The organism is Ferrovibrio xuzhouensis, from assembly GCF_042648965.1.
In the GTDB taxonomy this organism is placed as follows: Bacteria; Pseudomonadota; Alphaproteobacteria; order Ferrovibrionales; family Ferrovibrionaceae; genus Ferrovibrio; species Ferrovibrio xuzhouensis.
Genome location: NZ_JBHRYJ010000001.1, coordinates 808,566 through 832,215, shown reverse-complemented (window position 1 = coordinate 832,215; position 23,650 = coordinate 808,566). Strand labels below are relative to the sequence as shown.

General features: G+C 66.4%; 37 protein-coding genes. 15 read left to right on the top strand and 22 right to left on the bottom strand.

The features are described 5' to 3' along the window. Positions 1–2 precede the first annotated feature (2 nt). The 20 genes from ACFOOQ_RS04070 to ACFOOQ_RS03975 all read right to left on the bottom strand — a co-directional run bounded on the left by ACFOOQ_RS04070 (position 3) and on the right by ACFOOQ_RS03975 (position 11,720). Positions 3–455: an ASCH domain-containing protein gene (locus ACFOOQ_RS04070; protein WP_379722086.1), complete on the bottom strand. Its 453-nt coding sequence runs from the start codon at positions 453–455 to the stop codon at positions 3–5. Continuing rightward, positions 452–793, bottom strand: a complete 342-nt coding sequence (locus ACFOOQ_RS04065) for a hypothetical protein (RefSeq protein ID WP_379722084.1) — start codon at positions 791–793, stop codon at positions 452–454. Before ACFOOQ_RS04065 ends, ACFOOQ_RS04070 begins: the two co-directional genes overlap by 4 nt. Before the next feature lies 1 nt (position 794). Further along, positions 795–1,211: a hypothetical protein gene (locus tag ACFOOQ_RS04060; RefSeq protein WP_379722082.1), complete on the bottom strand. Its 417-nt coding sequence runs from the start codon at positions 1,209–1,211 to the stop codon at positions 795–797. Next, on the bottom strand, positions 1,208–1,690 hold the full coding sequence (locus ACFOOQ_RS04055) for a hypothetical protein (RefSeq protein WP_379722080.1): 483 nt from the start codon (positions 1,688–1,690) through the stop codon (positions 1,208–1,210). Before ACFOOQ_RS04055 ends, ACFOOQ_RS04060 begins: the two co-directional genes overlap by 4 nt. Then, a complete protein-coding gene (locus tag ACFOOQ_RS04050; RefSeq protein ID WP_379722078.1) occupies positions 1,677–1,982 on the bottom strand; it encodes a hypothetical protein in 306 nt (101 codons plus the stop codon). Before ACFOOQ_RS04050 ends, ACFOOQ_RS04055 begins: the two co-directional genes overlap by 14 nt. Then, positions 1,979–3,097, bottom strand: a complete 1,119-nt coding sequence (locus ACFOOQ_RS04045) for an RNA-directed DNA polymerase (protein WP_379722076.1) — start codon at positions 3,095–3,097, stop codon at positions 1,979–1,981. Before ACFOOQ_RS04045 ends, ACFOOQ_RS04050 begins: the two co-directional genes overlap by 4 nt. A gap of 338 nt (positions 3,098–3,435) precedes the next feature. Further along, the gene (locus ACFOOQ_RS04040) at positions 3,436–3,786 is read right to left on the bottom strand and encodes a four helix bundle protein (protein ID WP_379722074.1); all 351 of its coding nucleotides are present in this window, start codon (positions 3,784–3,786) and stop codon (positions 3,436–3,438) included. Between the two features lie 60 nt (positions 3,787–3,846). Continuing rightward, positions 3,847–4,389 carry a DUF1566 domain-containing protein gene (locus ACFOOQ_RS04035; RefSeq protein WP_379722072.1) on the bottom strand — a complete coding sequence of 181 codons (543 nt, stop codon included), beginning with the start codon at positions 4,387–4,389 and terminating at the stop codon, positions 3,847–3,849. A gap of 63 nt (positions 4,390–4,452) precedes the next feature. Further along, positions 4,453–4,986, bottom strand: coding sequence for an Lcl C-terminal domain-containing protein (locus ACFOOQ_RS04030; RefSeq protein WP_379722070.1), 534 nt, complete (start codon positions 4,984–4,986; stop codon positions 4,453–4,455). Between the two features lie 61 nt (positions 4,987–5,047). Then, on the bottom strand, positions 5,048–5,803 hold the full coding sequence (locus tag ACFOOQ_RS04025) for an exonuclease domain-containing protein (protein ID WP_379722068.1): 756 nt from the start codon (positions 5,801–5,803) through the stop codon (positions 5,048–5,050). Between the two features lie 70 nt (positions 5,804–5,873). Then, positions 5,874–6,881 (bottom strand): DUF2303 family protein, encoded by a 1,008-nt coding sequence (locus tag ACFOOQ_RS04020; protein WP_379722066.1) that lies wholly within the window; start codon positions 6,879–6,881, stop codon positions 5,874–5,876. Positions 6,882–6,949: 68 nt separating this feature from the next. After that, entirely contained in the window at positions 6,950–7,318 is a 369-nt protein-coding gene (locus ACFOOQ_RS04015) for a hypothetical protein (protein WP_379722064.1), read from the bottom strand. Positions 7,319–7,344: 26 nt separating this feature from the next. Next, the gene (locus tag ACFOOQ_RS04010; protein WP_379722062.1) at positions 7,345–7,632 is read right to left on the bottom strand and encodes a hypothetical protein; all 288 of its coding nucleotides are present in this window, start codon (positions 7,630–7,632) and stop codon (positions 7,345–7,347) included. Between the two features lie 44 nt (positions 7,633–7,676). Beyond that, complete coding sequence (locus tag ACFOOQ_RS04005) at positions 7,677–8,534, bottom strand: hypothetical protein (protein WP_379722060.1); 858 nt, start codon at positions 8,532–8,534, stop codon at positions 7,677–7,679. Further along, positions 8,524–8,733 (bottom strand): hypothetical protein, encoded by a 210-nt coding sequence (locus ACFOOQ_RS04000; protein WP_379722058.1) that lies wholly within the window; start codon positions 8,731–8,733, stop codon positions 8,524–8,526. The genes ACFOOQ_RS04005 and ACFOOQ_RS04000 overlap by 11 nt, the downstream gene beginning before the upstream one ends. An 85-nt stretch (positions 8,734–8,818) precedes the next feature. Continuing rightward, complete coding sequence (locus ACFOOQ_RS03995) at positions 8,819–10,210, bottom strand: ParB/RepB/Spo0J family partition protein (protein WP_379722056.1); 1,392 nt, start codon at positions 10,208–10,210, stop codon at positions 8,819–8,821. Positions 10,211–10,238: 28 nt separating this feature from the next. After that, positions 10,239–10,511 (bottom strand): hypothetical protein, encoded by a 273-nt coding sequence (locus ACFOOQ_RS03990; protein ID WP_379722054.1) that lies wholly within the window; start codon positions 10,509–10,511, stop codon positions 10,239–10,241. Continuing rightward, a complete protein-coding gene (locus ACFOOQ_RS03985; RefSeq protein WP_379722052.1) occupies positions 10,508–10,810 on the bottom strand; it encodes a hypothetical protein in 303 nt (100 codons plus the stop codon). Before ACFOOQ_RS03985 ends, ACFOOQ_RS03990 begins: the two co-directional genes overlap by 4 nt. After that, a complete protein-coding gene (locus ACFOOQ_RS03980; RefSeq protein ID WP_379722050.1) occupies positions 10,810–11,103 on the bottom strand; it encodes a hypothetical protein in 294 nt (97 codons plus the stop codon). Before ACFOOQ_RS03980 ends, ACFOOQ_RS03985 begins: the two co-directional genes overlap by 1 nt. A gap of 134 nt (positions 11,104–11,237) precedes the next feature. After that, on the bottom strand, positions 11,238–11,720 hold the full coding sequence (locus ACFOOQ_RS03975) for a hypothetical protein (protein WP_379722048.1): 483 nt from the start codon (positions 11,718–11,720) through the stop codon (positions 11,238–11,240). Positions 11,721–11,800: 80 nt separating this feature from the next. Between ACFOOQ_RS03975 and ACFOOQ_RS03970 the strand changes: the two genes are divergently transcribed. Together ACFOOQ_RS03970 and ACFOOQ_RS03965 are read left to right on the top strand one after the other, a co-directional pair. Further along, positions 11,801–12,541 (top strand): hypothetical protein, encoded by a 741-nt coding sequence (locus ACFOOQ_RS03970; protein WP_379722046.1) that lies wholly within the window; start codon positions 11,801–11,803, stop codon positions 12,539–12,541. A 66-nt stretch (positions 12,542–12,607) separates the two neighbouring features. Beyond that, the gene (locus ACFOOQ_RS03965) at positions 12,608–13,315 is read left to right on the top strand and encodes a hypothetical protein (RefSeq protein WP_379722044.1); all 708 of its coding nucleotides are present in this window, start codon (positions 12,608–12,610) and stop codon (positions 13,313–13,315) included. A 238-nt stretch (positions 13,316–13,553) separates the two neighbouring features. On the opposite strand, the gene ACFOOQ_RS03960 is transcribed toward ACFOOQ_RS03965, so the two are convergent. Next, positions 13,554–13,988 carry a helix-turn-helix domain-containing protein gene (locus ACFOOQ_RS03960; protein ID WP_379722042.1) on the bottom strand — a complete coding sequence of 145 codons (435 nt, stop codon included), beginning with the start codon at positions 13,986–13,988 and terminating at the stop codon, positions 13,554–13,556. Between the two features lie 91 nt (positions 13,989–14,079). Here ACFOOQ_RS03960 and ACFOOQ_RS03955 point away from each other — a divergent pair, with 91 nt between their 5' ends. Then, positions 14,080–14,316, top strand: a complete 237-nt coding sequence (locus tag ACFOOQ_RS03955) for a helix-turn-helix domain-containing protein (protein ID WP_379722040.1) — start codon at positions 14,080–14,082, stop codon at positions 14,314–14,316. Further along, positions 14,313–14,630 (top strand): hypothetical protein, encoded by a 318-nt coding sequence (locus tag ACFOOQ_RS03950; RefSeq protein ID WP_379722038.1) that lies wholly within the window; start codon positions 14,313–14,315, stop codon positions 14,628–14,630. The genes ACFOOQ_RS03955 and ACFOOQ_RS03950 overlap by 4 nt, the downstream gene beginning before the upstream one ends. Here the strand turns inward: ACFOOQ_RS03950 and ACFOOQ_RS03945 are convergent. Further along, positions 14,554–14,868: a hypothetical protein gene (locus tag ACFOOQ_RS03945; protein ID WP_379722036.1), complete on the bottom strand. Its 315-nt coding sequence runs from the start codon at positions 14,866–14,868 to the stop codon at positions 14,554–14,556. The two genes, ACFOOQ_RS03950 and ACFOOQ_RS03945, sit on opposite strands and share 77 nt — an antisense overlap. A gap of 72 nt (positions 14,869–14,940) precedes the next feature. Between ACFOOQ_RS03945 and ACFOOQ_RS03940 the strand changes: the two genes are divergently transcribed. From ACFOOQ_RS03940 to ACFOOQ_RS03890, 11 genes are all read left to right on the top strand, one after another. Then, positions 14,941–15,393: a phage regulatory CII family protein gene (locus ACFOOQ_RS03940; protein ID WP_379722034.1), complete on the top strand. Its 453-nt coding sequence runs from the start codon at positions 14,941–14,943 to the stop codon at positions 15,391–15,393. Further along, positions 15,390–15,737 carry a hypothetical protein gene (locus ACFOOQ_RS03935; protein WP_379722032.1) on the top strand — a complete coding sequence of 116 codons (348 nt, stop codon included), beginning with the start codon at positions 15,390–15,392 and terminating at the stop codon, positions 15,735–15,737. Before ACFOOQ_RS03940 ends, ACFOOQ_RS03935 begins: the two co-directional genes overlap by 4 nt. Beyond that, positions 15,734–15,958 (top strand): hypothetical protein, encoded by a 225-nt coding sequence (locus ACFOOQ_RS03930; protein ID WP_379722030.1) that lies wholly within the window; start codon positions 15,734–15,736, stop codon positions 15,956–15,958. Before ACFOOQ_RS03935 ends, ACFOOQ_RS03930 begins: the two co-directional genes overlap by 4 nt. Beyond that, positions 15,958–16,329 (top strand): helix-turn-helix domain-containing protein, encoded by a 372-nt coding sequence (locus ACFOOQ_RS03925; RefSeq protein ID WP_379722028.1) that lies wholly within the window; start codon positions 15,958–15,960, stop codon positions 16,327–16,329. Before ACFOOQ_RS03930 ends, ACFOOQ_RS03925 begins: the two co-directional genes overlap by 1 nt. A 17-nt stretch (positions 16,330–16,346) precedes the next feature. After that, positions 16,347–16,547: a hypothetical protein gene (locus tag ACFOOQ_RS03920; RefSeq protein WP_379722026.1), complete on the top strand. Its 201-nt coding sequence runs from the start codon at positions 16,347–16,349 to the stop codon at positions 16,545–16,547. Further along, positions 16,544–17,413 (top strand): hypothetical protein, encoded by an 870-nt coding sequence (locus ACFOOQ_RS03915; protein WP_379722025.1) that lies wholly within the window; start codon positions 16,544–16,546, stop codon positions 17,411–17,413. Before ACFOOQ_RS03920 ends, ACFOOQ_RS03915 begins: the two co-directional genes overlap by 4 nt. 17 nt (positions 17,414–17,430) lie before the next feature. After that, positions 17,431–19,140, top strand: a complete 1,710-nt coding sequence (locus tag ACFOOQ_RS03910; RefSeq protein WP_379722023.1) for a DNA primase family protein — start codon at positions 17,431–17,433, stop codon at positions 19,138–19,140. A 242-nt stretch (positions 19,141–19,382) separates the two neighbouring features. Then, on the top strand, positions 19,383–20,060 hold the full coding sequence (locus tag ACFOOQ_RS03905; protein ID WP_379722021.1) for a DUF6456 domain-containing protein: 678 nt from the start codon (positions 19,383–19,385) through the stop codon (positions 20,058–20,060). Between the two features lie 93 nt (positions 20,061–20,153). Beyond that, positions 20,154–20,873 carry a hypothetical protein gene (locus ACFOOQ_RS03900; protein WP_379722019.1) on the top strand — a complete coding sequence of 240 codons (720 nt, stop codon included), beginning with the start codon at positions 20,154–20,156 and terminating at the stop codon, positions 20,871–20,873. 180 nt (positions 20,874–21,053) lie between these two features. Next, positions 21,054–21,710 carry a hypothetical protein gene (locus tag ACFOOQ_RS03895; RefSeq protein WP_379722017.1) on the top strand — a complete coding sequence of 219 codons (657 nt, stop codon included), beginning with the start codon at positions 21,054–21,056 and terminating at the stop codon, positions 21,708–21,710. A 5-nt stretch (positions 21,711–21,715) separates the two neighbouring features. Beyond that, a complete protein-coding gene (locus ACFOOQ_RS03890; RefSeq protein WP_379722015.1) occupies positions 21,716–23,650 on the top strand; it encodes a phage terminase large subunit family protein in 1,935 nt (644 codons plus the stop codon).

The window sequence follows — 23,650 nt, the reverse complement described above, 5'->3', positions numbered from 1 at the left end:
GATCAGGCAATCTTGTCCATCGGAACGGCGTTCCGGATCAGGTCATCCGGCACGTCGAAAAAGCCCTGCGCGCCCTTGAATGGTATGGGGCATCCGCCGGACTGGTTTCTAAACGGCGTCGGGTTACGCAGGACGAACCCGCGGCTGCCGAAAAACCACGGGCTGGTGCTGGCGGACAGGCAGTCGGTGATTCCGACGGTCCCGACCAGGGCTCCGCGGTATTGCGGGTCCAGAAAATCACGCCATCGCGGGATCTCTGTTTGGCTATGCCCGGATGCCTTCATGATGGCGCCGGCGCATGCGAGGTCATCACGCAGGTTGCTCTTAACGATGGTCTTTGCGGCATGCACCAGTACGGTGCCCCTGAAATTGGTTCGCCAGCTACGGTTCTCGATATCCTTGCCGCCATGCAGGATGAACCACCACCACGGCGCGCGGATGCTGAGGGCCTTCATGGCGTCTCTCGCTCGAACAAATCGCCTACGGCGCGAGACGCATGGGCGCGGGCCTGCATGCCGGCGCGGCGCATCGGCATGTCATAGCGGTTATGGCAGCGCTGGCAGGCGTCTTTCAGGTTCGCCATATCGCAGTTCTCCGGCTGGTGATCGAGGTGGGCCACGGTCAGGACCACCTTGCTGCCGGTGATCGGATGGGGCTCGCCCTGCAGGGCCGGGCACCGTCCGCCGTCCACCTCGAACTCGCAGCGGCCGCCGGACCTGGCGCGCACGGCCGGCACGATTTCGCTCGACCAGTTGGCCGGATAGCGCGCCTTGTTCTCCGGCCGGATCGGCATGTCAGTAGGTCTTGCCGCCGGCGGCCTGGCGCGCCTCGATCTTGTGGTCGGCGCGCTGGGCGTTATAGGCCAGCTTTTCGACGATGGCGGCGCCGAGGTCATAATTCATCGCCCCAGCCAGGTCGAAGATGCGGATGACGGCATCGGCCAGCTCGACCTCGGCCATCTTGCGGTGTGGCAGATGGTCGTCCATCAGATCCTTGCGGTCGCCTTCGAGGGCTTCGCTCAGTTCCGAGTGACACAGCGCGATGCGGGTGGGGAACAGGGCCTTCTGCTGCTCCGGGGTGAACGGCGTTCCGGTCTTGCGGTCGACATGCCAGCCGGCGCGCACGCTGCCGCCATGGCAGGCGACGGTCAGGACATTGCCGGCACAGGCGATGGTCAAACTTGACCATTCGGTCTGGATGTCGGTCATCATTCGCACCCCTTTCCGACGATCTCGCCGCGGTGGCCGGCGGTGAAGTCTTCCCAGTGGCGCCAGCCCTGCGGGCACCAGAAGCCCCATTCGCGGATGCGCGGCCCTGTCAGGAACAGCGTCACGGCCGGGCCGGCATGCAGCAGCACGCGATGGGCGGCACGCGGCCGGCGGAAGACGACACTGCCCGGCCGCAGGATGCGGCTGGTGGTGGTGGCGCCGATGGTCGGCAAGACCTCGGTGTATTCGTTGGCCAGCAGGATGCTGCAGTTCACCCAGGGGTGATCATGCAGGGCGCGGTCATCGTCGCTGCGCAGGAACTGGTGCAGGTAGACATTGAGCCAGCGGTTGCGCGGGATCACATACCAGCGTTTCAGATAGGGCTTGTCGTTGCCGCCGATGATGATGTCGGGGTCGCGGCTGGCCGAGACCGTCTCAAGCCGTTTGTGGAGCGCGGTGATGAACCGGTCAGGCAGTTTCATGGCGGGGTTCCTCTTCGGCCTGAGTGGATCGGGACAGGGATGCTTCGATGAACTGGCGGCAATCGCCGAGCGGGATGCATCCGAGGCACAGCAGGCCCTCGATATGGGCCTCGGCGCAGCGAAACCGGGCATTGGTCCGCGCCGGCTTGTGGTCATTTAGTTGACCGGCACACCAATCGCGGATGAACCGCAGTAGGGCGACGCCGTGTACATCCGGCGGGACGATGGCGGTGATCAGGCTCAGCAGGATGCTGACCAGCAGCCACCGCAGTTCGGTGAACAGCCTCGTCATGCCGCCGCCCTCGTGTCAGGCAGAGCTTGGGCGATTACGACCTTGGTCATGTCCCTGGAAACCCGCAGACCGCGCTGGTGCGCGAGACGGGCAATGCTGGCACATTGTTCCTGGCTGCCGGTATGCCGGAATAATCCGAGATAGGAGTTGACGCTTTCGGCCAGGTCTTCCTTCGGCAGATTCGACAGCCGGTGCATGGCGGCCCGGTGCGTTTTGGCGCGGCCGATGGTGCGGTGTGGGCGGATCACCTGGCCGACGAAATCGACGCCCTTCTCGGCCGGGGCGATGAAGGTCTTGCGCTCGGCCAACGCCAGACCGATGCCGGACAGATGCTCCCGGATGGCATCGGCGGCCTGCAGCAGCGCCTTCGGGTCCGGGTGCACCAGCACCATGTCGTCGACGTAGCGGACATAGTGGCGCATCCCGAGCTTGCGCTTGACCATCTGGTCGAGGCCGTCGAGATAGACGTTGGCGAAGAACTGGCTGGACAGGTTGCCGATCGGCAGGCCCGTGCCGGGCGGCGCGTGGAACAGGCTCTTGTGGCGCGGCACCATCGCCATGTGATGCGCTGCACCGCGCTGGACCGCGCCGTGGCGCACGTCCTGGAACACCAGCTTGCGGCACAGGTCCAGCATGGTGGCGTCGCTGACCCGGCGTGCCAGCATGGCGAACAGGTCGGCGTGCCGGATCGAGCCGAAGAAGTTGGCAACATCGGCCTTCAGCACGAAGGCAGGCTTGGTCCAGCTCTCGGTCGCGCTCAGCAGATGGCGCCGCAGTCTGTCCGCGCCATAGAGCGTGCCGCGGCCGGGGATGCAGGCGCAGGACCCGGCGATGAACGACGGCTCGAACAGCGGCGCGATGGCGCGGTAGACCAGATGGTGGACGATGCGGTCGCGGAAATCGGCGGCCCAGACCTCGCGCGGCTTCGGCCGGGTGATGGCGAAGACGGTTGCCGGCGCCGGCGCCCATGTCCCCGTCTGCAGGTCGCGCAGCAGGGCCATCAGGTTGTCTTCCAGGTTCACCTCGAAGGTCAGGGCGGCGCGCGTGTTGCGCTTGGCTCGGCGGCAGTCGTAATAGGCCTCGAAAAGAGAGGCCACGGTGATCTCAGATGGCATGACGCTTCTCACTTGCGGACGGCGCGGACCCGGCAGCTCCAGTCCTTGTCGTTGTTGTTCTGGTTGCCGTTGTTGAAGTTCTGGACCCAGGCGTAGCCGCACAGACGGGGGTTTACAGGCCGGGCCGGCGATTGCGAATTTTGCATCGACGCCGGCCGGGCTGCGCCGGGACGTGCGGGGGAGCAGTCCCGCCGTATCCCTGAAGGCGCGTGGAGCTGCGGCACCGCCGGCTTCGCCGGCAGACCATACGATCTGCGGGCAAGGCCCGCGGGGCATCGTTACCGCCGCTACCCCGACCAAATGATACGCACGGGCCCGAAGGCCTTGACCCTCGGGCATCAGGCGCGGTTCCTTGCGTAGTTCAGCCATCCCGACGCCTGCTTGCCGATGGCGTCGGTGAGTTCGGCCGTGGCCCCGAACTGGCCGGCGGAGATCAGGTGCAGGTCTTTCGACAGCCGCAGCAGCAGCTTGAGCGCTTCCAGATGCTCGCGCAGCGTCTCCAGGTGCGGTGTCTTGTCGGTGGCGCTGTTGGCGCTGAAGATCCCGATGACAACCGCCTGGGCTTTGGCGAAGACCTCGCGTGCCAGTCCCTGCCGATAACCGCGCGGATACTGCTGCGTCAGCTTCGCCAGAAGCTGCAGCAGCTCGTAAGCCACCCGGTAAATCGGCAGATCAGTGGCGCGCGCCATGATAAATCTCTCCCGGTCACGAAACCCGGGCCGCGCAGCGGCCCGGGAATGGGTTAAGGGTTAAAGTGGGCATTTGCGGACGGCGCGGACCCGGCAGCTCCAGTCCTTGGCGTCGCTGGTCTGGCCGCCGTAGTCGAAGAGCTGGACCCAGGCGTAGCCGCTGCCCCATTCGGTGCTGGTCCAGTACCAGTCGTCGATGTCGAAGGCCTCCGGGCCGCCGAGCTTGAACGCCTCGGCCGTCGTCTGTTCCGGGATGTGATCGTCTTCCGGGGTGAAGTTGGCGCGCTGCACCGACATCTGGTCGAGGGCCGGCAGATGCCAGTCGTCGAGGCCGCCGATGCGAAGATCGAGACAGTACTTCGCGGCGGGGGATGCATCGCCCAGGGCGCGGGTATTGGCGAGGCCATCGATCAGCGAGCGGGCGCCGGCGATCTTTCCGGCCGCGCCGAAGGGCAGCTTGATCGTCGACTGGCCGAGAGCCTTCGGCGGGACGATCAGCGCCATGGGCGTGCCATATTCGAGATATGCCCCGCCGAACAAGCCGCCGCCGAAGGGCGTGCCGATGGCGGGAAGGCCGGCGAGGGGAATGGTCGTGACGGTCATGGTTGGTCTCCTGGTTTCAACTGGCGCCCCGGGCCGCGCAGCGGCCCGGGAATGGGTGAAGGGTTAAAGGAAGCATTTGCGGACGGCGCGGACCCGGCAGCTCCAGTCCTTGCCGGTGCCGTACTGGTGGCCGCCGTAGAAGAGCTGGACCCAGGCGGAGCCGCTGGTGCACTCGGTGCTGCTCCAGTACAAGGCGCGCTGGAAGGCTGCCGGACCGCCCTCCCTGAAGGCTGCTGCCGTCGTCTGCTGCGGCACGATGCCGGCGCCGGGCATGCAATTCTCGGCCAACCGGTAAATGTCGCGGCGGCTCGGCAGCTGCCAGTCGTCTTTCCCGCCGATCCGCAGGGACCGGCAGTGCTGTGCCGCCGGATGCTCGGCATCGTTCATCGCCTCGGAATTGGCGAGGCCGTCATGCAGGCTGCGTGCGCCGGGGTCGGCCGTGCGGCTGGTCTTGAACACCGCCTCGATCTCGCTCGACGCCGGCGCAGTGATCAGGCCGACGCGGCGGCCGTCATCATCGAAATACACGGCGCCCAGAAACCCGCCGCCGAACGGCGTTCCGACGGCTGGGAGTTCTGTTTGATCTATCTTGGTCATGGGAAATCCTTTTCCGGTTTTTGGTTAGGATGGATTCTCGTCTACTCGAACGGTTGCTCGCTCATGAGGCCTCGGCTGCGGCGCGCGCTTCGGCTTCACGCCGGCGCTCAGCCAGACGATGGTCGAGTTCGGTCCGCGCCGTGTGGATCACGTCGGCGTCGAAATCGCGCTCCAGCACCCAGTAGAGGAAACCGTCATCGACCTCAGCCCAGCGCATCCCCTTGCTGTGACCGAACGGCACGCGCGGCAGCAGGGCGGGGTTTTCGGTGATGCGGACGAGGTCTTCGACGGTGTCGCCGGCGCGCAGCAATTCGCGCAGGGTGAACGCCGTGGCATAGGCGTCCGGGCCGGCGCGATGGGCCGGCTGGGCGATGCCGCGGTCGAGGCCATGCGGGTCGAGCCAGTAGCGCAGCACCTGGTTGCCATGGCCGGGGGCATCGGGCCAGCGGGCCAGCGCGGCCTTCCACGTGCATATCCACGGCATGTCCGCCGGCAGGAGGCCGGAGAGGAACAGCCGCTCGAATTTGGCGTTATGCGCAGCAAAGGCGATGATGCGGGCGCCTTTGGGATACGTCGCAATCTCGATGGCATCCTTCAGCAACAGGCCGCTGGTCAGGTCGGCGTCCACCAGGTGATGGATGGCGCTGGTCTCCGGCGGCACCGGCCGTTCCGGGCGAACCAACAGGCTGAACGGCTCCTGAACGACAACGGGCCCTGTCGGGCGCAGGACCACGTCGGTCCAGCCGATCTCGATGATTTCGGCCTCGGGGGGCTGGAAGCCGGTGGTTTCGAGGTCGAGGACGCGGATGATATCCATGGTGGTTCCTGTCGCGGCGGGTGGGAAAAGCCCCGCCGGTGGTGGCCGGCGGGGTAGTCGGGGATGCGGATTATTCTTCCGGATTGCCCAGCATCAGCGGCAGGGCGGTGGCGGCCTCGGCCTTGCGGATCGCCTCGCCGAAGGCATCCTCGAAGGCGAGGTCCGGGCGGTGCATGGTGTAGAACCACAGCACCTTGCCGGCGGCGATCCGGTAGCGCAGCCGCACCGGCAGGCGGTAGACCACGCCATTGTCGAAGACCGGGATGCCGATCAGGAACCAGTTCGGCACCTTGATCGGCTGGCCGGCACCATCGACATGCTGTTCATCCCAGTTGACCGAAATCTCGCCGGTCGAGAGGTTCTGCGCGTTGCGCACCTTGCTGTCGACGTTGACTTCGAGGCCGCGGCTGAGTTCCAGCAGCTTCTTGCGCGTGGCCAGGTTGCCGTCGACATTGGCCATCAGTTCGGCCAGCTTCTGGTCGGCGTTGGGTTCGACGCCATCCTTGCTGTCGAAGGCGGCATGGATGAAATCCGGCGGGTCCATCACGTCGATGATCTGGTCTTCGAGGAAGCGGGCGAAGTCGCCCGACTGCATGACCTCCTCGTTGTGGTCCAGCCACTTCTTCCACTGCTTGGACAGCGGGAACTGGTAGAGCGAGCGATGCCGGCCGAAACGCGGCTGGCCGGCGCCGGCCTCGTGATAATCCAGCACGGCGGTGATGCTGGGGTCTTCCATGTCGTTCACCGCGAAGAGGGCCGAGTTCTCGTCCTTGAAGCGGTTGGCATGGGCGATGAAGCTGTCCAGGCTCAGCAGGGTCGCCGTGCCGGAACGGCGTTCCGGCCGGTTGCGGAACATGTCCTGGATGGCTTTGAGGGTTTCGATCTTCAGGTGGCCGGCGCCGTTCGGCATGGCGAAGACGGGCAGGGTCTCGCCGGTTTTTTCCGGGTGCGGGATCTTGAGGTCGGTGGGGTTGAGGTGCTGGGCCAGCACGCCGGCGATGTCCTTGACGGACTGGCCGACCTGCGACAGCGGCACCTTTTCGCTGCCGCCGGCATTGGAGGTTTCGGGCTTCGACATGGGGACTCAGTCTCCTGTGGCTGTGAACATTGGTACTGCGAAGGCTGTTACTGTCGGGATGGAGGCGGTCAGACCGAGCGGACCTCGCGCTGGCCCGACACATCGCGGAACATGTCGGTCTGCTTGGGGTTGCGCCCGGTCAGAAGATTGTCGGCGGTGACCCAGAACAGCGACCGGCCGCCGACCCGCTTGGGCGCGGTGATGCTGTAGTTGCCGGTGACCTCGACGACGCCGTTTTCCAGCTTGAAGCCGAACTTGACGGTGATGTCGCCTTTGGGCACGCCGCCGACATTGATCTGGTGGTTCTGCATGTCGCCGATCAGCTTCTGCAGCTCGTTGGTCAGGTCGGCGAGAAGCTGGCCGTCTTCGACGACGCCGATGAACTGCTGGAAATTATGCGACACCGCAGGGTCGCGCTGGGCATGCTGTTGACTCATGAGGCTGTCTCCTTGGGGTTAAGAAATCACGCCGCCATATGCAGGCGTGCGGGGCGGAAGATGATGAATTCGTAATTGCCGTCCGCAGCGCGGAATCCGGTGTCGCGGATCACAATGTCGAGCCGCTGGCCGGCTGCGATGGCATCGAGGCAGCGCGACTTGCCGCAGGCCGCCGGCCCGAAAAGTTCCAGCCGGTTGGTGTTGCTGTTCGAGCGGCGTTCATGGGTGACGCGGAAACCATGCTCCCGTGCCACCATGGCAACCTTTTCGGCGGTGCTGTTGCGCGGGCCGTGCAGTATTGCGGTCTTGGTCATGCGGATTTTCCTTGTCCGGTCAGAGGGGATGTCGTCTTTGCCGGTCAGGGGCCTGGCGCAGCGATGCCGATGGCCTCGACGTGCTGCATTTCGGCATTGCGCTGGGCCATGACCTCGGCGGGGGCCAGCGGGCGACCGTAGATGCAGGCCGATTCCCGTGGTTCGGCATCTGCTGTCTCCATCCCGAATTCGCGGTCGCGGACGATGAAGCCGGCGTCGGCCAGGCCATTGAGGAAGGTGGTCTTGCCGCAGCCGGCCGGACCGGTCAGCGTGATATGCAGTGGGCCGCTGGTATTGCGCGGCGGCAGGCAGCGGGTGACGAAGCCGTGCCGCGCGCAGCGTTCGGCGATCTCGGCGCGCAGGTCATTGGCCGGTCCCTGCAGGATGGCGCAGCGCGATGTCCCCGTTGCCGCATGGAAGCGGCGGGCCGCTTCGGTATACAGCGCGCAGCCGGCGAGTGGCGAAGCGTCGAGGGCCTGCGGCTGATGCCGCAGGCCGATCTCAGTCGGACCGGAGCCGAAGGGGTTGATGCCGGGCACCGTGTCGTCGCCGGACTTGCGGTCGAGGCTTTCAATGGCGGCGAGGATCAGGGCGCCGGCGCGGATCAGGTCGCCGCGCACATCGCGGGGCTTCCACCACTGCAGCGGAAACGGCCATGTCGCCGGCATCGGCGCCAGGTGATGCGCGGCATGCGCCAGCGGGCTGCCGGCGGCGCGGGCGATCTCCTGGCCGGCGGTGATCGCATAACTGCCGGCGGCGCGCGCCAGCTCGCCGAACTCATAGGCGTCGTCGTTCTGGATGGTGAAGCCCTCGGCGTGAATCTGCCGCATGCGTTCGGCGGCGATCTGGTCGGCGATGGCCAGCGTATGGCTGATGGTCGGATTCGGACGGTTATCCGGCATGGTCGGTCTCCGGTGTTGGGGGGGCTGCGGTGGTGGATGCGGGCCTGGGGGCCAGGGCGTTGTTGTGCTGCCAGGCCTGGGCGGCGGCCCGCATGCGGTTGGCCAGCCTGGCGGCGATGAAATCCCGGCTGCAGCCGTTCCTGACAGCGGCGATGATCTGGTCGACGCAGCCGGCGGCTTCGCCCTCGAAGTGGTCCATGGCCGTCACCGTCTGGCGATGATGAGGGCGCTGGCCACCAGAACGATGGCGACCAGGCCGATCAGGAAGCCGGTGGCATATGGGCTCATGCCGCGGCCTCGGACACCGTCTCGCCAGTCGCCTCGTCTGTCGCCTCGGCTGCCGCCTCGACGAAGACCGTGACACCTTTGCCGAACAGCCGCAGTGCGGCCTCGAAGGCTTCCTGGTTCGGCGCCTGCAGGCTGATGGTCAGCAGCTTCGGCGTCGCCGTGACCAGCAGCCAGCAATCCGGATCGGGCAGGCCGGCGACCAGGTCGGCATCGCTGGCCGGTCCGGCCTGGTCGCCAATGGCTGCTGCGGCGGCGGGCAGCGGCAGGCTGGTGCGATAGGGCGCCGGGTCCTTCATGGCCGTCTGGCCGGGGCCGGCCTCGTCCGCGGGCGGCTTGCGGGCCTCGCGCGGTGCGCGTTCGGCTGCCGGCTTCAGGCTGTCGGCGAGGGCTTTGGCACGGGTGGTGAAATCGGCAAAGAGGCCGTTGAGGTCCGGATCGCCGTTCCGCAGGGTCTCGATGATCAGGGCCTGGGCCGCGACCATGTCCTTCTGGCACAGGAACCGCGCCTTCTCGAACGAGATCAGGTCGCCGTGCAGGGCCTCTTTCGCCTCGGGGATCAGTTGCCGCGACAGGGCGAGACGCTGCAGCACATAGCGCTGGCCGCTTTCGCCGGTCTTGCCGATGGCCCTGGCGATGGCCGCCGTAGTCCAGACATCGGGGTCCATCATGGTCAACTGGTCGAAGGCATCGGCTTCTTCGAGCGGGGAGACATCTTCGCGCTGCAGGTTTTCCAGCAGGGCGACCGAGCGGGCTTCGCCCTCGGTGTAGGACTCGACCTTGATCGGAACGAAGGCCTCGCCGGGTTTGCGGCGGCCCTGTTCGACCAGCAGGCAACAGGCGCGCCAGCGGCGCTCGCCGGCGACGATCTCGAAATCGCCGGCAGCGCCGCCGGGCTTGGGCCGCACGGTCAGGTTCTGCAGCACGCCCTTGGCGGCGGGGTCGTCGGTGGCGCCGATGCTGTCGGCCATCTCCTGCAGGGATTCCGCGCGGAACAGCTTGCGCGGGTTGAACGGCGAGGGATACAGCCGGGCCGGATCGACCAGTATGATGTCACCGCCGGCGGCAGCCGGTTGCGCCGGCTGCGCGGCGGCCCTGACATCGAGTCCCAGCGTCTCGGCCACGGCCTCGGCCAGGCCATCAACCTGCTTGGTGTCGATCAGGCGGCGCAGCACGTCCATCGCCAGTTCCTTGCCCGGCACGCTGGTGCCGCGCGAAAGCACCGAGTTGTCGACGCCGGCATCGCGTGCCAGTGCCCGCAGGGAATTGCCTTCGGTCTGCACCCAGCCGCGCAGGGCGCGCTGGTAGGGCAGCCAGCCGCCTGCGGCAGGCTTTTTGGCGGTGCCGGACTTTTTGGTGGCTGGGGTCTTTGCGGCGGTCTTGCTGGCCATGGGTCGGTCTCCGGTTTGGCAGGGGCGGTCAGCGGCGCGGGGCCGGGCAGGGCGGATGGTCGAAGACCATGTCGACCCGGGGCGTGCCCGTCGGCAGCCAGCGCTCGGTCAGGGTCCGGCGCGGGCGCCAGACGAAGCTGTTGTCGTGGCGCCGGATCAGCGTGTAGGCGCCGATATCCGACATGACGGTCGCGGGCCGCTGGTCTTCGTCCCAGACCGGGGTGCCGCCTTCGAGATGTGGCGGGATGATGACCGCAAGGCGACGGACGACGCCGGCGACGCGAACATACGTGACGGTCATGACTGCACCGCCTCTTGAGTGACCGCCTGACCGGAACGGCGTTCAGCCCTCCGTTCTTCGAGGTCTTTCCGCCATGCCTCAATCTTCTCGTCGTCGCGGCGGTTCATTTCGACCTGTTTCCCGGAGACTTCGAGAATCCGGGAAAGCGATTTGACGATTTCCGATTTCTTCAAAAAGCGAGCATCGACAATGAGGTTGCTCAGCTTCTCGTGAAGGATCTCGACGGTGGCTTGATGATGACCTAGTCGCCGCGCTCGGCCTTCGTCCGTCCAGGACTCGGCATTCTGCAGGGTTCCCATCACTGCGCCCCATTCATGTGATCGACCTTCTCGGCGAGGTCGGGGCGCTTGTCGGCGACCCAGCGGGCCGCCTCGGCGCATCTGGATTGCAGGAAGATCGGCGCGAAGCCGTAGGTTCCGGTCAGGTTGTTGACGGTGACCGGCGTGTCGTTGTCGGCGAGGACCATGATGGCGCCGCAGAGGCGCTGGAACTCGCGAGCGCGTTCTTCACGCTCGCGCTGGGCGCGATCCAGTGCCGCAGCCGCCATGCGGCGGCGGTTGCTGGGGCGCTGGTTGAAATACTGCAGGTGCATCGGTGTGGCCTCCGGTCAGTGCGGATGGCCAGTTATATGTCTGTAATAGACATATCGGCAAGCAAAAAATGTCTAAGATAGACAAAAATCGGACATGCGCCGGCGTCCGGTGCCAATAATCGCGGAAATCGGGGTTAGTGCTTGGCCAGCGGCTGGCAGGATTTGGCGGTCAGGGCGACCTTGCAGCGCTGCGCCCGGGCCCGGACCAGGGTCATTGCGGCGGCGGCATTATCCAGTTTCGACAAATCATCCACCGCGGCCGGATCGAGGTCGATGGTGACGAGGTCCATGCCCTTGTCGGATTCAGCCACGCTGATGCCGGGCGCGACATGGCGTTGGCCGGCGATCACTGCCGCCATATGAGCGACGCCGGCAATGACCGGCATCGTCGCCGTGCCGGATTTGGCTGCGGCGGGCACCAGCGTGACCTGGCTGTGCGCGAGATCGGCGTGGCACTCGGCCGGCGGCATGCTGCCGCGCATGACGGCGGCGCAGAAGCTTTCGTTGGCGACCCGCGCCTGTCGCGCCGCGCTGGTCTCGGCCCATGCCGGCGCCGGCAGGATCGTTGCCGCTGCGAGTATGGTCACGGCACAGATGGTTTTCAGTCTTCCTTTCATGGCGCCCTCCCGACAGTCTGTCGCCTCCGCCGAAGCCGCGGCCTGCGGCGGGTCTTCCTTCCACACAACCGGACATCGACATGAAGAAAAAAGACATAGCCCTGCATCATCATATCGCGGCCCTGAATGCGGCATTCTCGGCCGCCGGCTTTCGCGCCACGCTGTCCGGCGATGCGGCCTCGTACCGTGCCGCCGTCGCCGCCATTCCAGACTATCACATCTATTCGCCGCTGGACGACAGCCTGGCGGATTTCGGCGCCGGCATGCTGTGGGTCGGCCTTGAAGACGCGCAGGGCCGGATGGTTGCCGTCGAGGCGGGGCGGGTGATCGATGCGCCGGCGAAGGCCGGCGGCCTGAACGCCGTTCTGAACAGCCGCGTATTCGGTCGTGTGCTGCCGGTGGTGGATCGTCCACCGCCGGTCAACCTGACCGGCCGGCTGGCCTACCTCGGCGGAGCCTGGGTCGACCCCGACCTGCGGGGTCGCCGGGTGATGAGCCTGACTTTGAAACTGACCATCGCGCATCTGGTGCGCTGTTACGGCATCGACGCGGTGTTCGGTTTCGTGCGGTCGAAACATGCCGGTCTGGCGCTGGCGCCGGAAGGTTATGGCTTTACCTCGGCCACCGCGCTCGACCTGATGTATCTGCCGGGTGAGGCGGCGGCCGACCTGCTGTGTCTGGTCTGGACAGACCCCGGCATCCTGGCCGAACGCTGGTCGCTGCCGGCCGATTACCAGATCGGGCCGGCGGCGGCGCGCGGGAAAACCGGGAAAAAGCCGTCGGAACGGCGTTCGGCCGGCCCGTCGCCACGGCACCTGTAGAAAGTTACAGTTGACTCTTATGCAACCGGTCGTAATCATCCGTCTATCAGGAGGGATACCGCCGCCATGCAGGACGCACCCAAGGTTACATCGCCGGCCCGGCCGGGGAGCCCGCTGGCCCCCCGGCTGAAGGCGGTCATGGACCTGTTCAAGGCCGAGGCCGGCGTGTCCCTGGTGCGGGTCGCCGCCGATATGGGCAAAAGCGACCGGCAGTTGCGGGCCTGGCGCGGCGGCGAAAACGAGCCCTCGTATTCCGAGATCGAACGCATGGACCGGGTCTATGCCGGCCGCGGCTGTCCCGGCCTGATCGACCGGATCAGGGCGGCGGCCCGCTGGCACAGCGAGCGGCTGACGCTGGGCCGCGAAACCATGGCGGACGCGCGGGGCTGGGCCCTGCTGGATTGTCTGGGCGACATGCGCGCGGCGGTCAGCCTCGAAGACTGGCTGGCGGAACACGGCCTGCTGGCCCATGTGCATATCATGCTGCGCAGCGAAACCGACGGCATGTTCATCACCCATCGCGGCAGCAAGATGGCCAGCGCGGCGCAGATCGACCGCGGTATCTATGGCCGCGACATCCGCACCCTGGCGCCGCAGGGCTACGGCATCGAGGTCTATCCGCAGGTGATGGACTGTCTCGGCCGGGATGAACCGATGCTGCACCATATCACCGCGCCCGACATGGATTATTACCGGCTTGCCGTGCCGGTCGGCCGCTTTTGCGTCGCCTATTCGCACCGGATCTGGGCAGCCCCCAGCTTTGCACTGCGATAAGGCGGCATCATCCGACAGTGACGACGCTGGTATCTGGCCATTGTGTGAGGACGGAATGGATCGTGGGGGACGGGTTGCCGCAGGATGCGGCGACAGGCAGGGCGGGGCGGCGTCGAATCCGGACGCCGGGCCGGCGGCCGACGCAGGCATGGCCGATGCCGGCATGGATGATGCCGAACGGCGTTCGGCCGCGCTGGCATCCTGGGGCGTGGTGTTCGGCATCGTGCTGGCCGAGCGGCTAGCGGCGGGCCGGCGTCCGGGTTCCGGCAGTATCGTCCGCCTTGACGAGATCCGCCAGCAGCGCGGCCGGGTCGGCCCCGGCGCGGATGCGTTCCCAGATTTCGAGGGCATGGCCGACTAGCTTCATTTCCTCGGCGCGCGACAGCCTGACGCCACTGAGCAACAGCCCGGCGCGAATCGTCGCCATGAAGGCGTCCTCGTCCATCGCCGTCACCGCCGGGGCCGCGGCCGATTTGGCATCGGGCGGTCCCAGAATATCCGCCGGCTTGACCCCGAAGGCGCGGGCATAGCGCTGCAGCCAGTCGTCGTTGAGTTTCTGGCGGCTCTTTTCAAGCTTGCTGACCTGGCTGGCGGTGGCGCCGCCCAGCCGCTCGCCCATTTCCGCCATGGTCCAGTCGCGGGAATCGCGCCAGGCTTTCAGGTGATTCTGCATGGCCGGAGTTTGTCTCCGGCGGACAGATTTCGCTATTTCCCGTTTAGACATTTTCGTTGACTTTTGTGTCTCAAATAGACATAAACGGGGCATGCACCTGCTTGAAGCCTACCGCCGCGAAAACAAACTGACCTATCAGGCCCTTGCCGCCCTGATCGGCGGGGTGAATGCCAGCCAGGCGCGCAAATATGCGCTCGGCCTGACCATGCCGCCGGGCGATACCATCCGGCAGATCGCCGTCGCCACCGGCTTCCGGGTGACCGCCAACGACATGTTCGGTATCGATGCCGCCGGCCGCCGGCTGCTGATCCCTGCGGAGGCCGCATGATCGCCGCCGTCTGCATCGCGCTGGTGTCCGCGCTGCTGGTCGGCGAAGCGGCCTTGTGCTGGCAGTGGGCGCGGCGGGAAATGCGCTGGCTGACAATCGAGCCTGTCTTCCTGCGCTGGCAGTCCTGGGTCCGTCGGGCGATCTCGCAGCCGTGGCCAGGATACAACGGCCTGCAATATTTCGAGACCGCGGCATTGCTGCCTGAAATGAAGGTCGAACGGTTGGGCGATGAGATCGTCATTTCCGGTCTCGACCAAGCCCTGCGGGACGCGGTCCATCGGGCGATTGCACGCGCACCAGCAGGTTCCGCGTGATGCGGGCGACCTGGTCTTCCAGCGCCAGCGCGACCGCCGCGTCGCCGGTGCCGGCCCGGCGCATTCCGATGGCCGTCCGGCGTGCCCGTGCGGTCGCCTGCGCCGCCAGCCGTTCGGGCATCGGCGTCACCTGCAGCAGGGCGGCCAGCACTTCTTCCAGCACCAGTTCCATGGCGCCCAGCCGGGCGGCCGTCTCCGAGAGGATGTCATGAGCAGTCGCGGTCAAGGGCATGGTCATGGGCGCAGAGTCGCAGCCGATAGCGCCGGTGTCACGGCAGAACGGCCCACCGCGGTTCTACCGCGCGGTCCGATGAAACCGCGGCCCTACGGCGATGCCAAGAGCATGGTCGACGACCTGATCCGCATGGCCGGCGGGCACAAGGCGGTGGCCGACCGGCTCGGCCTCAACGTCTCGATTGTCTATGCCTATGGCGACCCGGCGCAGGAAAAGGACATGGGGGTCAGCCGCGCCGCCGCCCTGACCGCGCCGGACAATGCCGTGGCCGCCGAGTTCTTCGCCCATCGCGCCGGCGGCATCTTCATGCCGCTGCCGCAGGACAAGAGCAGCGAGCTGGGTCTGCTGACCTCCGACATGGCGCGTGAATCCGGCGAGGCGCTGGCCGCCATCGTCAGCAGCCTGCTGGATGGCGAGGTGACACAGGATGAGGCGCGCGTGGATGTGCGCGAACTCGACGACCTGATGCGCAAGGCCGCGGCGCTGCGCAGCCGGCTGATGGCCATCGCGGAAGGGGTGGGCGCATGAGCGTCAGCGTCGCGTTCCGCCCGGCCACCATCGTGCGGGTGCGCCTGAAAGGCCATGTGCTGCACGGGCAGTTTGCCGTGGTCGACGGCATGATCGACGGCATGCTGCTGGACGGGCCGCATGGCAAGGTGGCGCTGCCGCGCCTGGTCAGCCTGCGCGCAGCCCAAGGCGCCTTTGCCGGCGAGCGGTTTGCCCTGCTGCCGCAATGGCTGGCCGAACTGCCGGTGACGCCGGTCTGGGCCGCCAAGCTGCGGCGCCAGGCCTATGGCCTCGATATCCCGCTGACGCCGATCAGCTCGCCGGTGCCGCCCGCAGTTCCCCATGCCGGGACAGCCAAACGATGATCGCGCCGCAGTATCCGCCCGCCGACGGCGCGCCATGGCTGCCGCGCTGCGGCCATGGCGACTGCATGGCCTGGGGCGTGTTTGGCGAGGGCAGCCGCGGTCCGTTCTGGTGCCGCGGGCATCTGCCGGATGGCTTCCTGCCGGGCATGCCGGCAGCGCCGGCGGGCATTCTGCCGCCGTCGGCAAATGTCCCATCCGCCGCGCAGGGGGCGCTGCTGTGATGGCGATCTGCCCGACCTGCGGCGGCTGCGGCCATGTCGAGAAAGCCATCGAACCGGTGCTGGCCTATGACGGGGCGCGGCTGACGCTGTGCCAGGGCACCATCCTCGCCATCCTGCTGGAACAGCGCGGCCGGCCGATCCGCTCGGCCGAACTCTATTCGCGCTATGCCTCGTCGCGCGACGAACCGCCCCAGCCCGAGACCATCAAGGTGCAGGTCAGTATGATCCGCCGCAAGCTGCGCGCGGCGGGCAGCGCGGTGGCCATCGTGCAGCCGGTGCACGGCACCTATGCCCTTGAAGGCCTGCCGCCGGAAAATTTGGCGGAACCTGTTTCACGTGAAACACCCCTGCCATGCAGTGGGGTGGCGTGATGGACCCGCGAAGTTCCTTGGCGCGATTTCATGCTGACCGACCTGATCCGGAAACGGTCAAGCGCGATGGCTGGCAGGAGACCGGCATCCTCGCTGTGCATCCCGATGACGCGCGGCTGGATTTTGTCGAGCGCGAGGTGATCCGGCGCATCGGCAACCGGCTGTATGGCGCGCGGGTCGACATGCCGGGCTCGAACATCCGGAGCCTGCGGCGGTGACCGATATGCTCGATAGCATCCTGCCGCCCGATCTTGCCGAGGATGCGCGCGCCGTGCTGACCTGGCAGCGCGACCCGCCGCTGTGGGACGAGGCTTTCGACAACTGGCTGAAGACCGGCACCAATGCCGCCGTCGCCCCGTGGCTGACCGAAAAGGTCGGGCTCGACCTGGTGCTGGTGACCATGTTCCGCATGGGGGTGGCGCGGATCGCCATCGACCCGCTGACCGGCCTGTGGACGCCGGTCGGCCGCGCGGATGCCGAAGACGGCGGCCAGCCTGCCGTGACCCTGCCGGTGCTGGCCGACCCGGACGACAGGCACAGCATCGTCGATATCGTCGCCTTCGACCCGGACGACCTCAACCGCTTCTGGCTGCGCACCGGCCTGGCCGACCTGCTGGGCGAGGCGGCGCTGGCCCATGCGGTGATCGAGGGTCGACCGCTGCGGCTGTATCCGACGCCATGGGCCTGGCTGCGTGGCTGGGGCGAGGCGCGACTGGCCTGGCGGTCGGAACGGCGTTCGGCGGAAGCCGACTGCCGGGCGATGGCGGTGAAGGCGGCGGTCGAGACCGGGCGGACCGGATGGGAATGGCTGCGCTGGGCCGAAACCACCCTGCGGGTCTGGTTCGACCAGCGGCTGCCGGCGATGCCGGTGCCCGGTCTGCATGGGGTTTGCGTGCTGTCCGGTGCGGTGAACTACGAACACCTGTTTGCCGCGGTGCCGGCCCTGGTGGCCGATGGCGAGGATCATGCCGCATGGCTGGCCGAGCGGATGGCCATGGAACGCCGGCGCCGGCGGGCGGCAGAGAAGATGCCGAAGATCGGATTCATCAAACCGTCGCCACCGGCGGCGGTGGCGGCAGCGTAGGGCGGGGTTGAGCGAGTATGGCGCGTGACGAAGACGATGACGATTTGCCGGCCGGCTTCGAGGCGGTATCCCGTCCGCCGGCGCGCTCTGCCGGCGGCGGCAAGGCGCGCGGCGGCAAAGGCAAGCGCAAGGGGACGGCCGGCGCGGTGGCGATGATGCGCGGGTCCACGGGCGGCGATGCCCAGGATGATGTCGGCGATGACGCTGCAAGCGGGCAGGGCGAGGCGGTAGACGACCTGTCGCTGCGGCTGGCGCGCGAACCGCACAACGATATCGGCAATTCGGTGCGGTTTCGGGATCGCCACGGCAAGCACTTCATGGTGATCCGCGACCTCGGCTGGCATTTCTACGACGGCCGCTGCTGGAACCACGAGGAAGGCGAGACGCAGTCGCTGATCCATGCCCAGAAGGTGGCCGAGGCGCTGCGTGAGGAAGCCAAGGCCATCGAGGCGGCGGGGCCGCGCCCGCGCGAGGATGAGGATGCCTTCGAGGCCCGGCTGGAACGGGCATGGAAATGGGCGGCGCAATGCGGCAACAAGACGCGGCTGCTGGCCATGCTGGAAGTGGCCTCGCCGCACCTGATGCGCAACCTCGAAGACCTCGACACCGATCCGCGGCTGTTCAACTGCCAGAACGGCACGCTGTATCTGGGGCCAAAGGGCGTCGTCGAGCTGCGCGACCATGACCCGGCCCATCTGATCACCCATGTCGCGCCGGCCGCCTATGACGACAATGCCGCGGCGGATGTGTTCCTGAATTTCCTCGAACGGGTGCAACCCGACCCGGCGATGCGGGCGTTTCTGCAGCGCTGGTTCGGCTATTGCCTGTCGGGCTTCTGGTCGGAACAGGTGCTGGTGCTGTTTTTCGGCAAGGGCGCCAACGGCAAATCGACGCTGGTCGACCTGATGCGCTGGCTGTTCGGCTCCTATGCCGTGGTGCTGCCGCCGGAAAGCCTGGTGCAGGACGACCGGCGTTCCGGCGGATCGGCCACGCCGGACATTGCGCGGCTGCCGGGTGCGCGGCTGGTGCCGGCGTCTGAGTTCAACCAGAACGCCCGGCTGGACGAATCGCTGGTCAAGCGGCTGACCGGCGGCGAGACGATGACGGCGCGACACCTGAACAAGGGGTTTTTCGACTTCGACCCGGAGTTCAAGGTCATCCTGTCGTCGAACCACCTGCCGCGCATCCGCGGCCAGGAGGAAGGCATCTGGCGCCGCGTGCTGCTGGTGCCGTTCAACGAGGTGATCCCGCGCGACGAACGCGATGCGGATCTGATGCGCAAGCTGAAAGCCGAGGCGGCCGGCATCCTCGCCTGGTGCGTCGACGGCTGGCGCGCCTATGCCAGCGACGGCCTCAACCCGCCGGAGACGGTGCGCAATGCCACGGCCGAATACCGCGAGGACCAGGACCCGCTCGGCCTGTTCCTTGCCACCATGACGGAACCGGCGGCTTGGACCGAGACTATCGGGTCGTCGATGCTGTTCTCGCTCTACAAGGACTGGGCGCGGGTCAATGCCGCCGATCCGATGTCGCAGACCGCCTTCTCGAACAGCCTGAAGGCCCGCGGTTTCCGCAAGACCAAGTCCAGCTCGATGATGTGGATGGGGATGAAGGTCAATGCCAAGGCGCAGACCGAACTGAACCATGCGCTGAACATGGTGTCGCGGCATGACGACCCTCTGCCGGCGACGGCAGATGTGGGGGATGGCGATGATCCGCTGCGCTGAAAAACCCTCCCTGACCCTCCCGCACCCTCCCGGCCCAAAGCCCGGCAATCGGCCATTCCGGGAGGGTCGGGATAGTAGGGAGGCCACACTGTGTCAGGTGCGCGCGCCGGCCTGCGCCCATGCGGTGGGTCTGCGTCTACCCTCCCGACCCTCCCGGAATGGCGGTTATCAGCCGTCAATCATCACACTCAACCCTCCCTTGACCCTCCCTTTGATTTTTTCTCTCCGGAACGAGGTCTGACATGGCAATTGCGCAGTCGCATATCCCGACCGAGACCCTGACCAGTGAAGTGCTGGAACGGATCGAACGGTTGATGCAGGTCGAGGAAGCCAAGGTGGCTGAGCAGGCCCGGCGGCTGGCGCTGGTCGGGCCGGAGCCGGCCATCCTGATGCGGGACCGGAACGGCGTTCAGGTTGCCATGTTCGGCGACGACCGGCCGACGCCGGAGCGGGTGCGCCATGCCGGCGGGGTGCAATACGGCACGCTGGTCGGCAAGGAACGGGTGCCGGCGGCGCGCGTCAATGACAGCACTCCGCTGCGCAAGTATCTCCGCGACAAGGCCATCACCGAGACGCAGTTCGGCGCCGGCCTGCGCCTGCATGGCGATTTCCACCGCTCCGGCATCGAACCGCGCGTGACGGCGTCGTATTGCGAAAAGGTCGGCGGGCGCGGGCAGGGCTGGGACGACCTTGGCGCCGGACAAAGCGATGCGCGGCGCTGCTATGTGGCGGCGATGGCCTTCGTGCATTACCGCTTTCGCCCGGTGCTGGTGCATGTCGTCTGCATCGGCGGCACTGCCTCGGGCTGGGCGGCCAGCACCGGCAAGCGCGGCACCACGGCGCAGTCGGTCGGCATGGAAACGCTGCGCTATGGCCTCGATGATCTGGCGGCCTGGTACGAACTTTCAAAACGGCGTTGACAGAGGGCCGATGCACTTCTAAGGTCCCTACCTAGATTCGATGATTGCGCCCGACGGGAAACCGCCGGGCGTTTTCGATTCCGGGGCGGTGTCATGGTCGATGGCTTCAAGGTCAGCTTCAGCCGCGACATCGGCAAGTTCGCCAAAGGCCTCGAAGACATCAAGCAGAAGCAGTTTCCCTTCGCAGCCGCACGCGCCCTGACCCAGACGGCGCAGGCCGTGAAGGAAGCCGAGCGACAGAAGATGCAAAGCGTCTTCGACCGCCCGACGCGGTTTGCACTGAACAGCCTCTATGTGAAGCCTGCGACCAAGAACCGGCTCTATGCCAACGTGTTCTTCCGCGAGTTCGCCAGCAAGGGCACGCCGGCGGTGAAATACCTCGGCCCCGAGGTCTATGGCGGCAAGCGGCGCGTCAAGCGTTTCGAGCGGGCCATGCAAATGGCGGGGAAGCTGCCAAAGAACATGGCCGTCGTTCCGGGTAAGGGGGCGCGGGTCAACAGCTATGGCAATATGTCGCCAGGCCAGATCACGCAGATCCTGTCGGACCTGCGCGCGTCGTCCGATGCCACGCAGAACCGCGGCGATGGCAAGCGTGCCAAGTATTTCGTCGGCAAGCCCGGGAATGGCCCGATGGGTGTATGGATGCGCAAAGGCCGCAAGGCCCGCGACATCACGCCGGTCATGCTGTTCATCGAGGTGCCTAGCTACAACAAGCTGCTGCCGTTCTATGAGACTGCGGTGCGCGTCTCGCGTGAGGTCTTCGAACCGAAGTTCCGCAAGTCACTCGACGATGCAATCCGCACGGCGAAATGATCGGCTCGGCAAGGCTTCGATAGGTTAACAGACCGGCTCTCCAAAAGTTAACGGGTCCTTCCTGGGGGGGGTGTGCATTGCGGGTAATTCGATCCGCATGCCATCGCCAGTGTGAGACGGATTTTAGAGCCTAAACTTTAGCTAAAGACGGAGCCTTTAGACGGGCCGGAGCGGCTAAACATGACCACACCTGCCAGCGTGACCAAGGGCGAGTTTGCGGCCATGCGGCAAGTCTCGCCCGGCCGCGTCTCGCAGTGGATTTCCGAGGGCAAGATCAGCGGCCTCGCCATCGTCGGTGAAGGCCGCAGCGCACGTATCGATCCGGTGGTCGCCTGCCAGCAGCTTGGCGTGACGCTCGACCCGGTCCAGTCCGTCGCCAACGGCCTGCAGTCGACAATCCCGCTTGATGGTCAGGCCTCGCCCAACTCCGTTCAGCCGGAAGTGTTCACCGACCAGCGGCGTCTGGCGAAGATCAAGGCCGACCAGGCCGAGATGGCCTATGAGCGTGACCGTCGTGAGTTCGAGGCTGAATCCGGCCGCTACCTGCTGGCCGATCAGGCTGCTGCTGCATGGTCGAAAATCTTTGGCAAGGTGATCGCCGATCTCGAAGGGGCCATCCCAGACATGGCGGTTTCGGTCGCGCAGGCCCTTGGCAGCGATGATCCCAAGAAGGCGACCGTAGCACTGCGCAATGCCTTCCGCACCTGGCGCGGCAAACTGACCAACCTCGCCGCGGCCGAGGCCGCAGCGCTTGACCGGCTTGTTGTCGACCCCGAGCGGTTGCCTCCGGCCGATGATGCAACGGAACGTCGTTCGGATACGCCGGCCGCGGCCTGACCATCATGGGTATCATCGACCCGAAGTTCCTGGCCAATCCTTATGCCATCGGCTGGGGCGTGATTGCCCACGTCGCCGAACCGCCGCCGCCGGTCAACTATCTCGAATGGGCAAAACGAAAGGTTGCCTTCGGCAAGGAAAGCCCGCGTCCCGGCCCCTATAACCCGGATGACTTCCCGTTCTTCAACCGGATTCTTGAAGTGCTGGGTCCGGAACATGCCGCCCGCGTGGTGGTGCTGAAGAAATCGGCCCAGCTCGGCGGCACGGTACTGGCGCAGATCTTCGTCGGTGCCAGCCTCGACCTCGACCCGTCGCCGATCCTGTATGTCCATCCGACCGAGTCAAACGCGGTCCGCTGGGTCAAGCAGAAGTGGCGGGCGATGCTGCGGCAGATCCCGTCGCTGCAGCGGCTGTTCCCGTCGAACACCTCGCGCGATGGCGGCAACTCGATCCTGTATCAGGAACGGACCGACAGCCTCGGGTCGCTGACCGTCTCCGGCGCCAACTCGGATGCATCGCTGTCGATGATCTCGATGTATCGCCAGGTGCAGGACGACCTGTCGAAGTGGGAACTGAATAAAGCCGGCGATCCGGAATCCCAGGCCGACAGCCGCTCGATGGCCTTCTCCTGGGCCAAGATTTTCAAGATCGGCACTGCCCTGCTGAAGGACAACTGCCGGATCTCGAAGAACTACGCGCGGTCGACCCGCGAACAGTTTCATGTCCCCTGTCCGCATTGCGATCATTACCAGCCGCTCACGGTCGAGAACTTCCTCGCCAACCTCGATCCGACCCGGCCCGGCGATCCCCACTTCGCCTGCGTCGAATGCGGCGCGGCCATCGAGGAACGCGACCGCGATGCGATCCTGCGCCGCGGTCGCTGGGTTGCGGAAAACCCAGATGCCGCGATCATCGGCTTCTATCTGTGGTCGGCCTATTCCAAGCTGGTCACCTGGCGCGACATCGCCGAGAAATGGCTGGCCGCCAAGGGCGATCCGGAAGCCGAAAGGGTCGTCTACAACGACTGGTTCGGACTCGCCTATGAAGGCGCCAGCGATGCGCCGGACTGGGAAAAGCTGCGCGACCGGGCCGAGGCCAGCGGCCTGCGCCGCGGCTATATCCCGGCCGGCTTTCCACTGTTCACGATTGGCGTCGACTGCCAGGCCGATCGCGTCGAGTGGCATGCCATTGTCTATGGCCGCAATGTCCGCCGCTGCATCGTCGACTATGGCGTGATCGACGGCCACATCAGCGAACTGGAAACCCGCGCCGCGCTGAACGCGCTGCTGAAGCGGGACTGGCCCGATGCCTTCGGCAACCGCCGGCAGGCCAATGGCCTCGGCATCGACGGCAATGCCTGGACTCAGGATGTCTTCGACTGGGTCAAGGTGCATCCGCAGTCCCGCGTCATCATGGTGCGTGGCGCGCAGTCCGATGCCGCGCCGCCGCTGGCGCTGGTCAAATATGAACGCAAGAAGGACGGCAAGGTCCTGAAATTCAGCCGGCGGTTTTTCAACGTCGGCGTCAGCCAGTTGAAGTCGGCCTTGTACATCTGCCTGAAGAAGCCCGACCCGCTGGAACGCGGCGCCATCCTGATCCCGGCCGGCTTCGACGACGACTACTTCGAACAGCTCTGTTCGGAACGCCGTGCCGAAGTCAAGAAGCGCGGCGGCGCCCGCGAGTTCCGCTGGATTCTGCCGCCGGGCAAACGCAACGAAGGCCTCGACACCGCGATGTATTCCGAGGCGATGGCGATCCGTCTCGGCTGGCGCAAGAACACCGATGCCGACTGGGACCGCCTCGAAGCGACGGTCGACGTGCCGAAGCCCGGCGCCCAGGGCGACCTTGAAGACCTGTTCACCGGCCCGGCCCGCGCGCCGGCCACCCCGAAACCCGCCACCGCGGCTGCTGCCCCAGCCAAGCCGCGCCGCCTGGCCTGA

Coding starts and splice junctions, on each gene's coding strand:
- ACFOOQ_RS04035 (WP_379722072.1), bottom strand. CDS start 4,389: ATGACCGTCACGACCATTCCCCTCGCCGGCCTTCCCGCCATCGGCACG.
- ACFOOQ_RS03950 (WP_379722038.1), top strand. CDS start 14,313: ATGATCGCCGCCGTCTGCATCGCGCTGGTGTCCGCGCTGCTGGTCGGC.
- ACFOOQ_RS04000 (WP_379722058.1), bottom strand. CDS start 8,733: ATGGACCACTTCGAGGGCGAAGCCGCCGGCTGCGTCGACCAGATCATC.
- ACFOOQ_RS03935 (WP_379722032.1), top strand. CDS start 15,390: ATGAGCGTCAGCGTCGCGTTCCGCCCGGCCACCATCGTGCGGGTGCGC.
- ACFOOQ_RS04060 (WP_379722082.1), bottom strand. CDS start 1,211: ATGATGACCGACATCCAGACCGAATGGTCAAGTTTGACCATCGCCTGT.
- ACFOOQ_RS03890 (WP_379722015.1), top strand. CDS start 21,716: ATGGGTATCATCGACCCGAAGTTCCTGGCCAATCCTTATGCCATCGGC.
- ACFOOQ_RS04070 (WP_379722086.1), bottom strand. CDS start 455: ATGAAGGCCCTCAGCATCCGCGCGCCGTGGTGGTGGTTCATCCTGCAT.
- ACFOOQ_RS03990 (WP_379722054.1), bottom strand. CDS start 10,511: ATGACCGTCACGTATGTTCGCGTCGCCGGCGTCGTCCGTCGCCTTGCG.
- ACFOOQ_RS03995 (WP_379722056.1), bottom strand. CDS start 10,210: ATGGCCAGCAAGACCGCCGCAAAGACCCCAGCCACCAAAAAGTCCGGC.
- ACFOOQ_RS03955 (WP_379722040.1), top strand. CDS start 14,080: ATGCACCTGCTTGAAGCCTACCGCCGCGAAAACAAACTGACCTATCAG.
- ACFOOQ_RS03960 (WP_379722042.1), bottom strand. CDS start 13,988: ATGCAGAATCACCTGAAAGCCTGGCGCGATTCCCGCGACTGGACCATG.
- ACFOOQ_RS04010 (WP_379722062.1), bottom strand. CDS start 7,632: ATGACCAAGACCGCAATACTGCACGGCCCGCGCAACAGCACCGCCGAA.
- ACFOOQ_RS04055 (WP_379722080.1), bottom strand. CDS start 1,690: ATGAAACTGCCTGACCGGTTCATCACCGCGCTCCACAAACGGCTTGAG.
- ACFOOQ_RS03985 (WP_379722052.1), bottom strand. CDS start 10,810: ATGGGAACCCTGCAGAATGCCGAGTCCTGGACGGACGAAGGCCGAGCG.
- ACFOOQ_RS03900 (WP_379722019.1), top strand. CDS start 20,154: ATGGTCGATGGCTTCAAGGTCAGCTTCAGCCGCGACATCGGCAAGTTC.
- ACFOOQ_RS04020 (WP_379722066.1), bottom strand. CDS start 6,881: ATGTCGAAGCCCGAAACCTCCAATGCCGGCGGCAGCGAAAAGGTGCCG.
- ACFOOQ_RS04025 (WP_379722068.1), bottom strand. CDS start 5,803: ATGGATATCATCCGCGTCCTCGACCTCGAAACCACCGGCTTCCAGCCC.
- ACFOOQ_RS03925 (WP_379722028.1), top strand. CDS start 15,958: ATGGCGATCTGCCCGACCTGCGGCGGCTGCGGCCATGTCGAGAAAGCC.
- ACFOOQ_RS03940 (WP_379722034.1), top strand. CDS start 14,941: ATGAAACCGCGGCCCTACGGCGATGCCAAGAGCATGGTCGACGACCTG.
- ACFOOQ_RS04005 (WP_379722060.1), bottom strand. CDS start 8,534: ATGCCGGATAACCGTCCGAATCCGACCATCAGCCATACGCTGGCCATC.
- ACFOOQ_RS04030 (WP_379722070.1), bottom strand. CDS start 4,986: ATGACCAAGATAGATCAAACAGAACTCCCAGCCGTCGGAACGCCGTTC.
- ACFOOQ_RS03895 (WP_379722017.1), top strand. CDS start 21,054: ATGACCACACCTGCCAGCGTGACCAAGGGCGAGTTTGCGGCCATGCGG.
- ACFOOQ_RS04065 (WP_379722084.1), bottom strand. CDS start 793: ATGCCGATCCGGCCGGAGAACAAGGCGCGCTATCCGGCCAACTGGTCG.
- ACFOOQ_RS03945 (WP_379722036.1), bottom strand. CDS start 14,868: ATGACCATGCCCTTGACCGCGACTGCTCATGACATCCTCTCGGAGACG.
- ACFOOQ_RS03970 (WP_379722046.1), top strand. CDS start 11,801: ATGAAGAAAAAAGACATAGCCCTGCATCATCATATCGCGGCCCTGAAT.
- ACFOOQ_RS04050 (WP_379722078.1), bottom strand. CDS start 1,982: ATGACGAGGCTGTTCACCGAACTGCGGTGGCTGCTGGTCAGCATCCTG.
- ACFOOQ_RS03975 (WP_379722048.1), bottom strand. CDS start 11,720: ATGAAAGGAAGACTGAAAACCATCTGTGCCGTGACCATACTCGCAGCG.
- ACFOOQ_RS03905 (WP_379722021.1), top strand. CDS start 19,383: ATGGCAATTGCGCAGTCGCATATCCCGACCGAGACCCTGACCAGTGAA.
- ACFOOQ_RS03965 (WP_379722044.1), top strand. CDS start 12,608: ATGCAGGACGCACCCAAGGTTACATCGCCGGCCCGGCCGGGGAGCCCG.
- ACFOOQ_RS03910 (WP_379722023.1), top strand. CDS start 17,431: ATGGCGCGTGACGAAGACGATGACGATTTGCCGGCCGGCTTCGAGGCG.
- ACFOOQ_RS04040 (WP_379722074.1), bottom strand. CDS start 3,786: ATGGCGCGCGCCACTGATCTGCCGATTTACCGGGTGGCTTACGAGCTG.
- ACFOOQ_RS04045 (WP_379722076.1), bottom strand. CDS start 3,097: ATGCCATCTGAGATCACCGTGGCCTCTCTTTTCGAGGCCTATTACGAC.
- ACFOOQ_RS04015 (WP_379722064.1), bottom strand. CDS start 7,318: ATGAGTCAACAGCATGCCCAGCGCGACCCTGCGGTGTCGCATAATTTC.
- ACFOOQ_RS03930 (WP_379722030.1), top strand. CDS start 15,734: ATGATCGCGCCGCAGTATCCGCCCGCCGACGGCGCGCCATGGCTGCCG.
- ACFOOQ_RS03980 (WP_379722050.1), bottom strand. CDS start 11,103: ATGCACCTGCAGTATTTCAACCAGCGCCCCAGCAACCGCCGCCGCATG.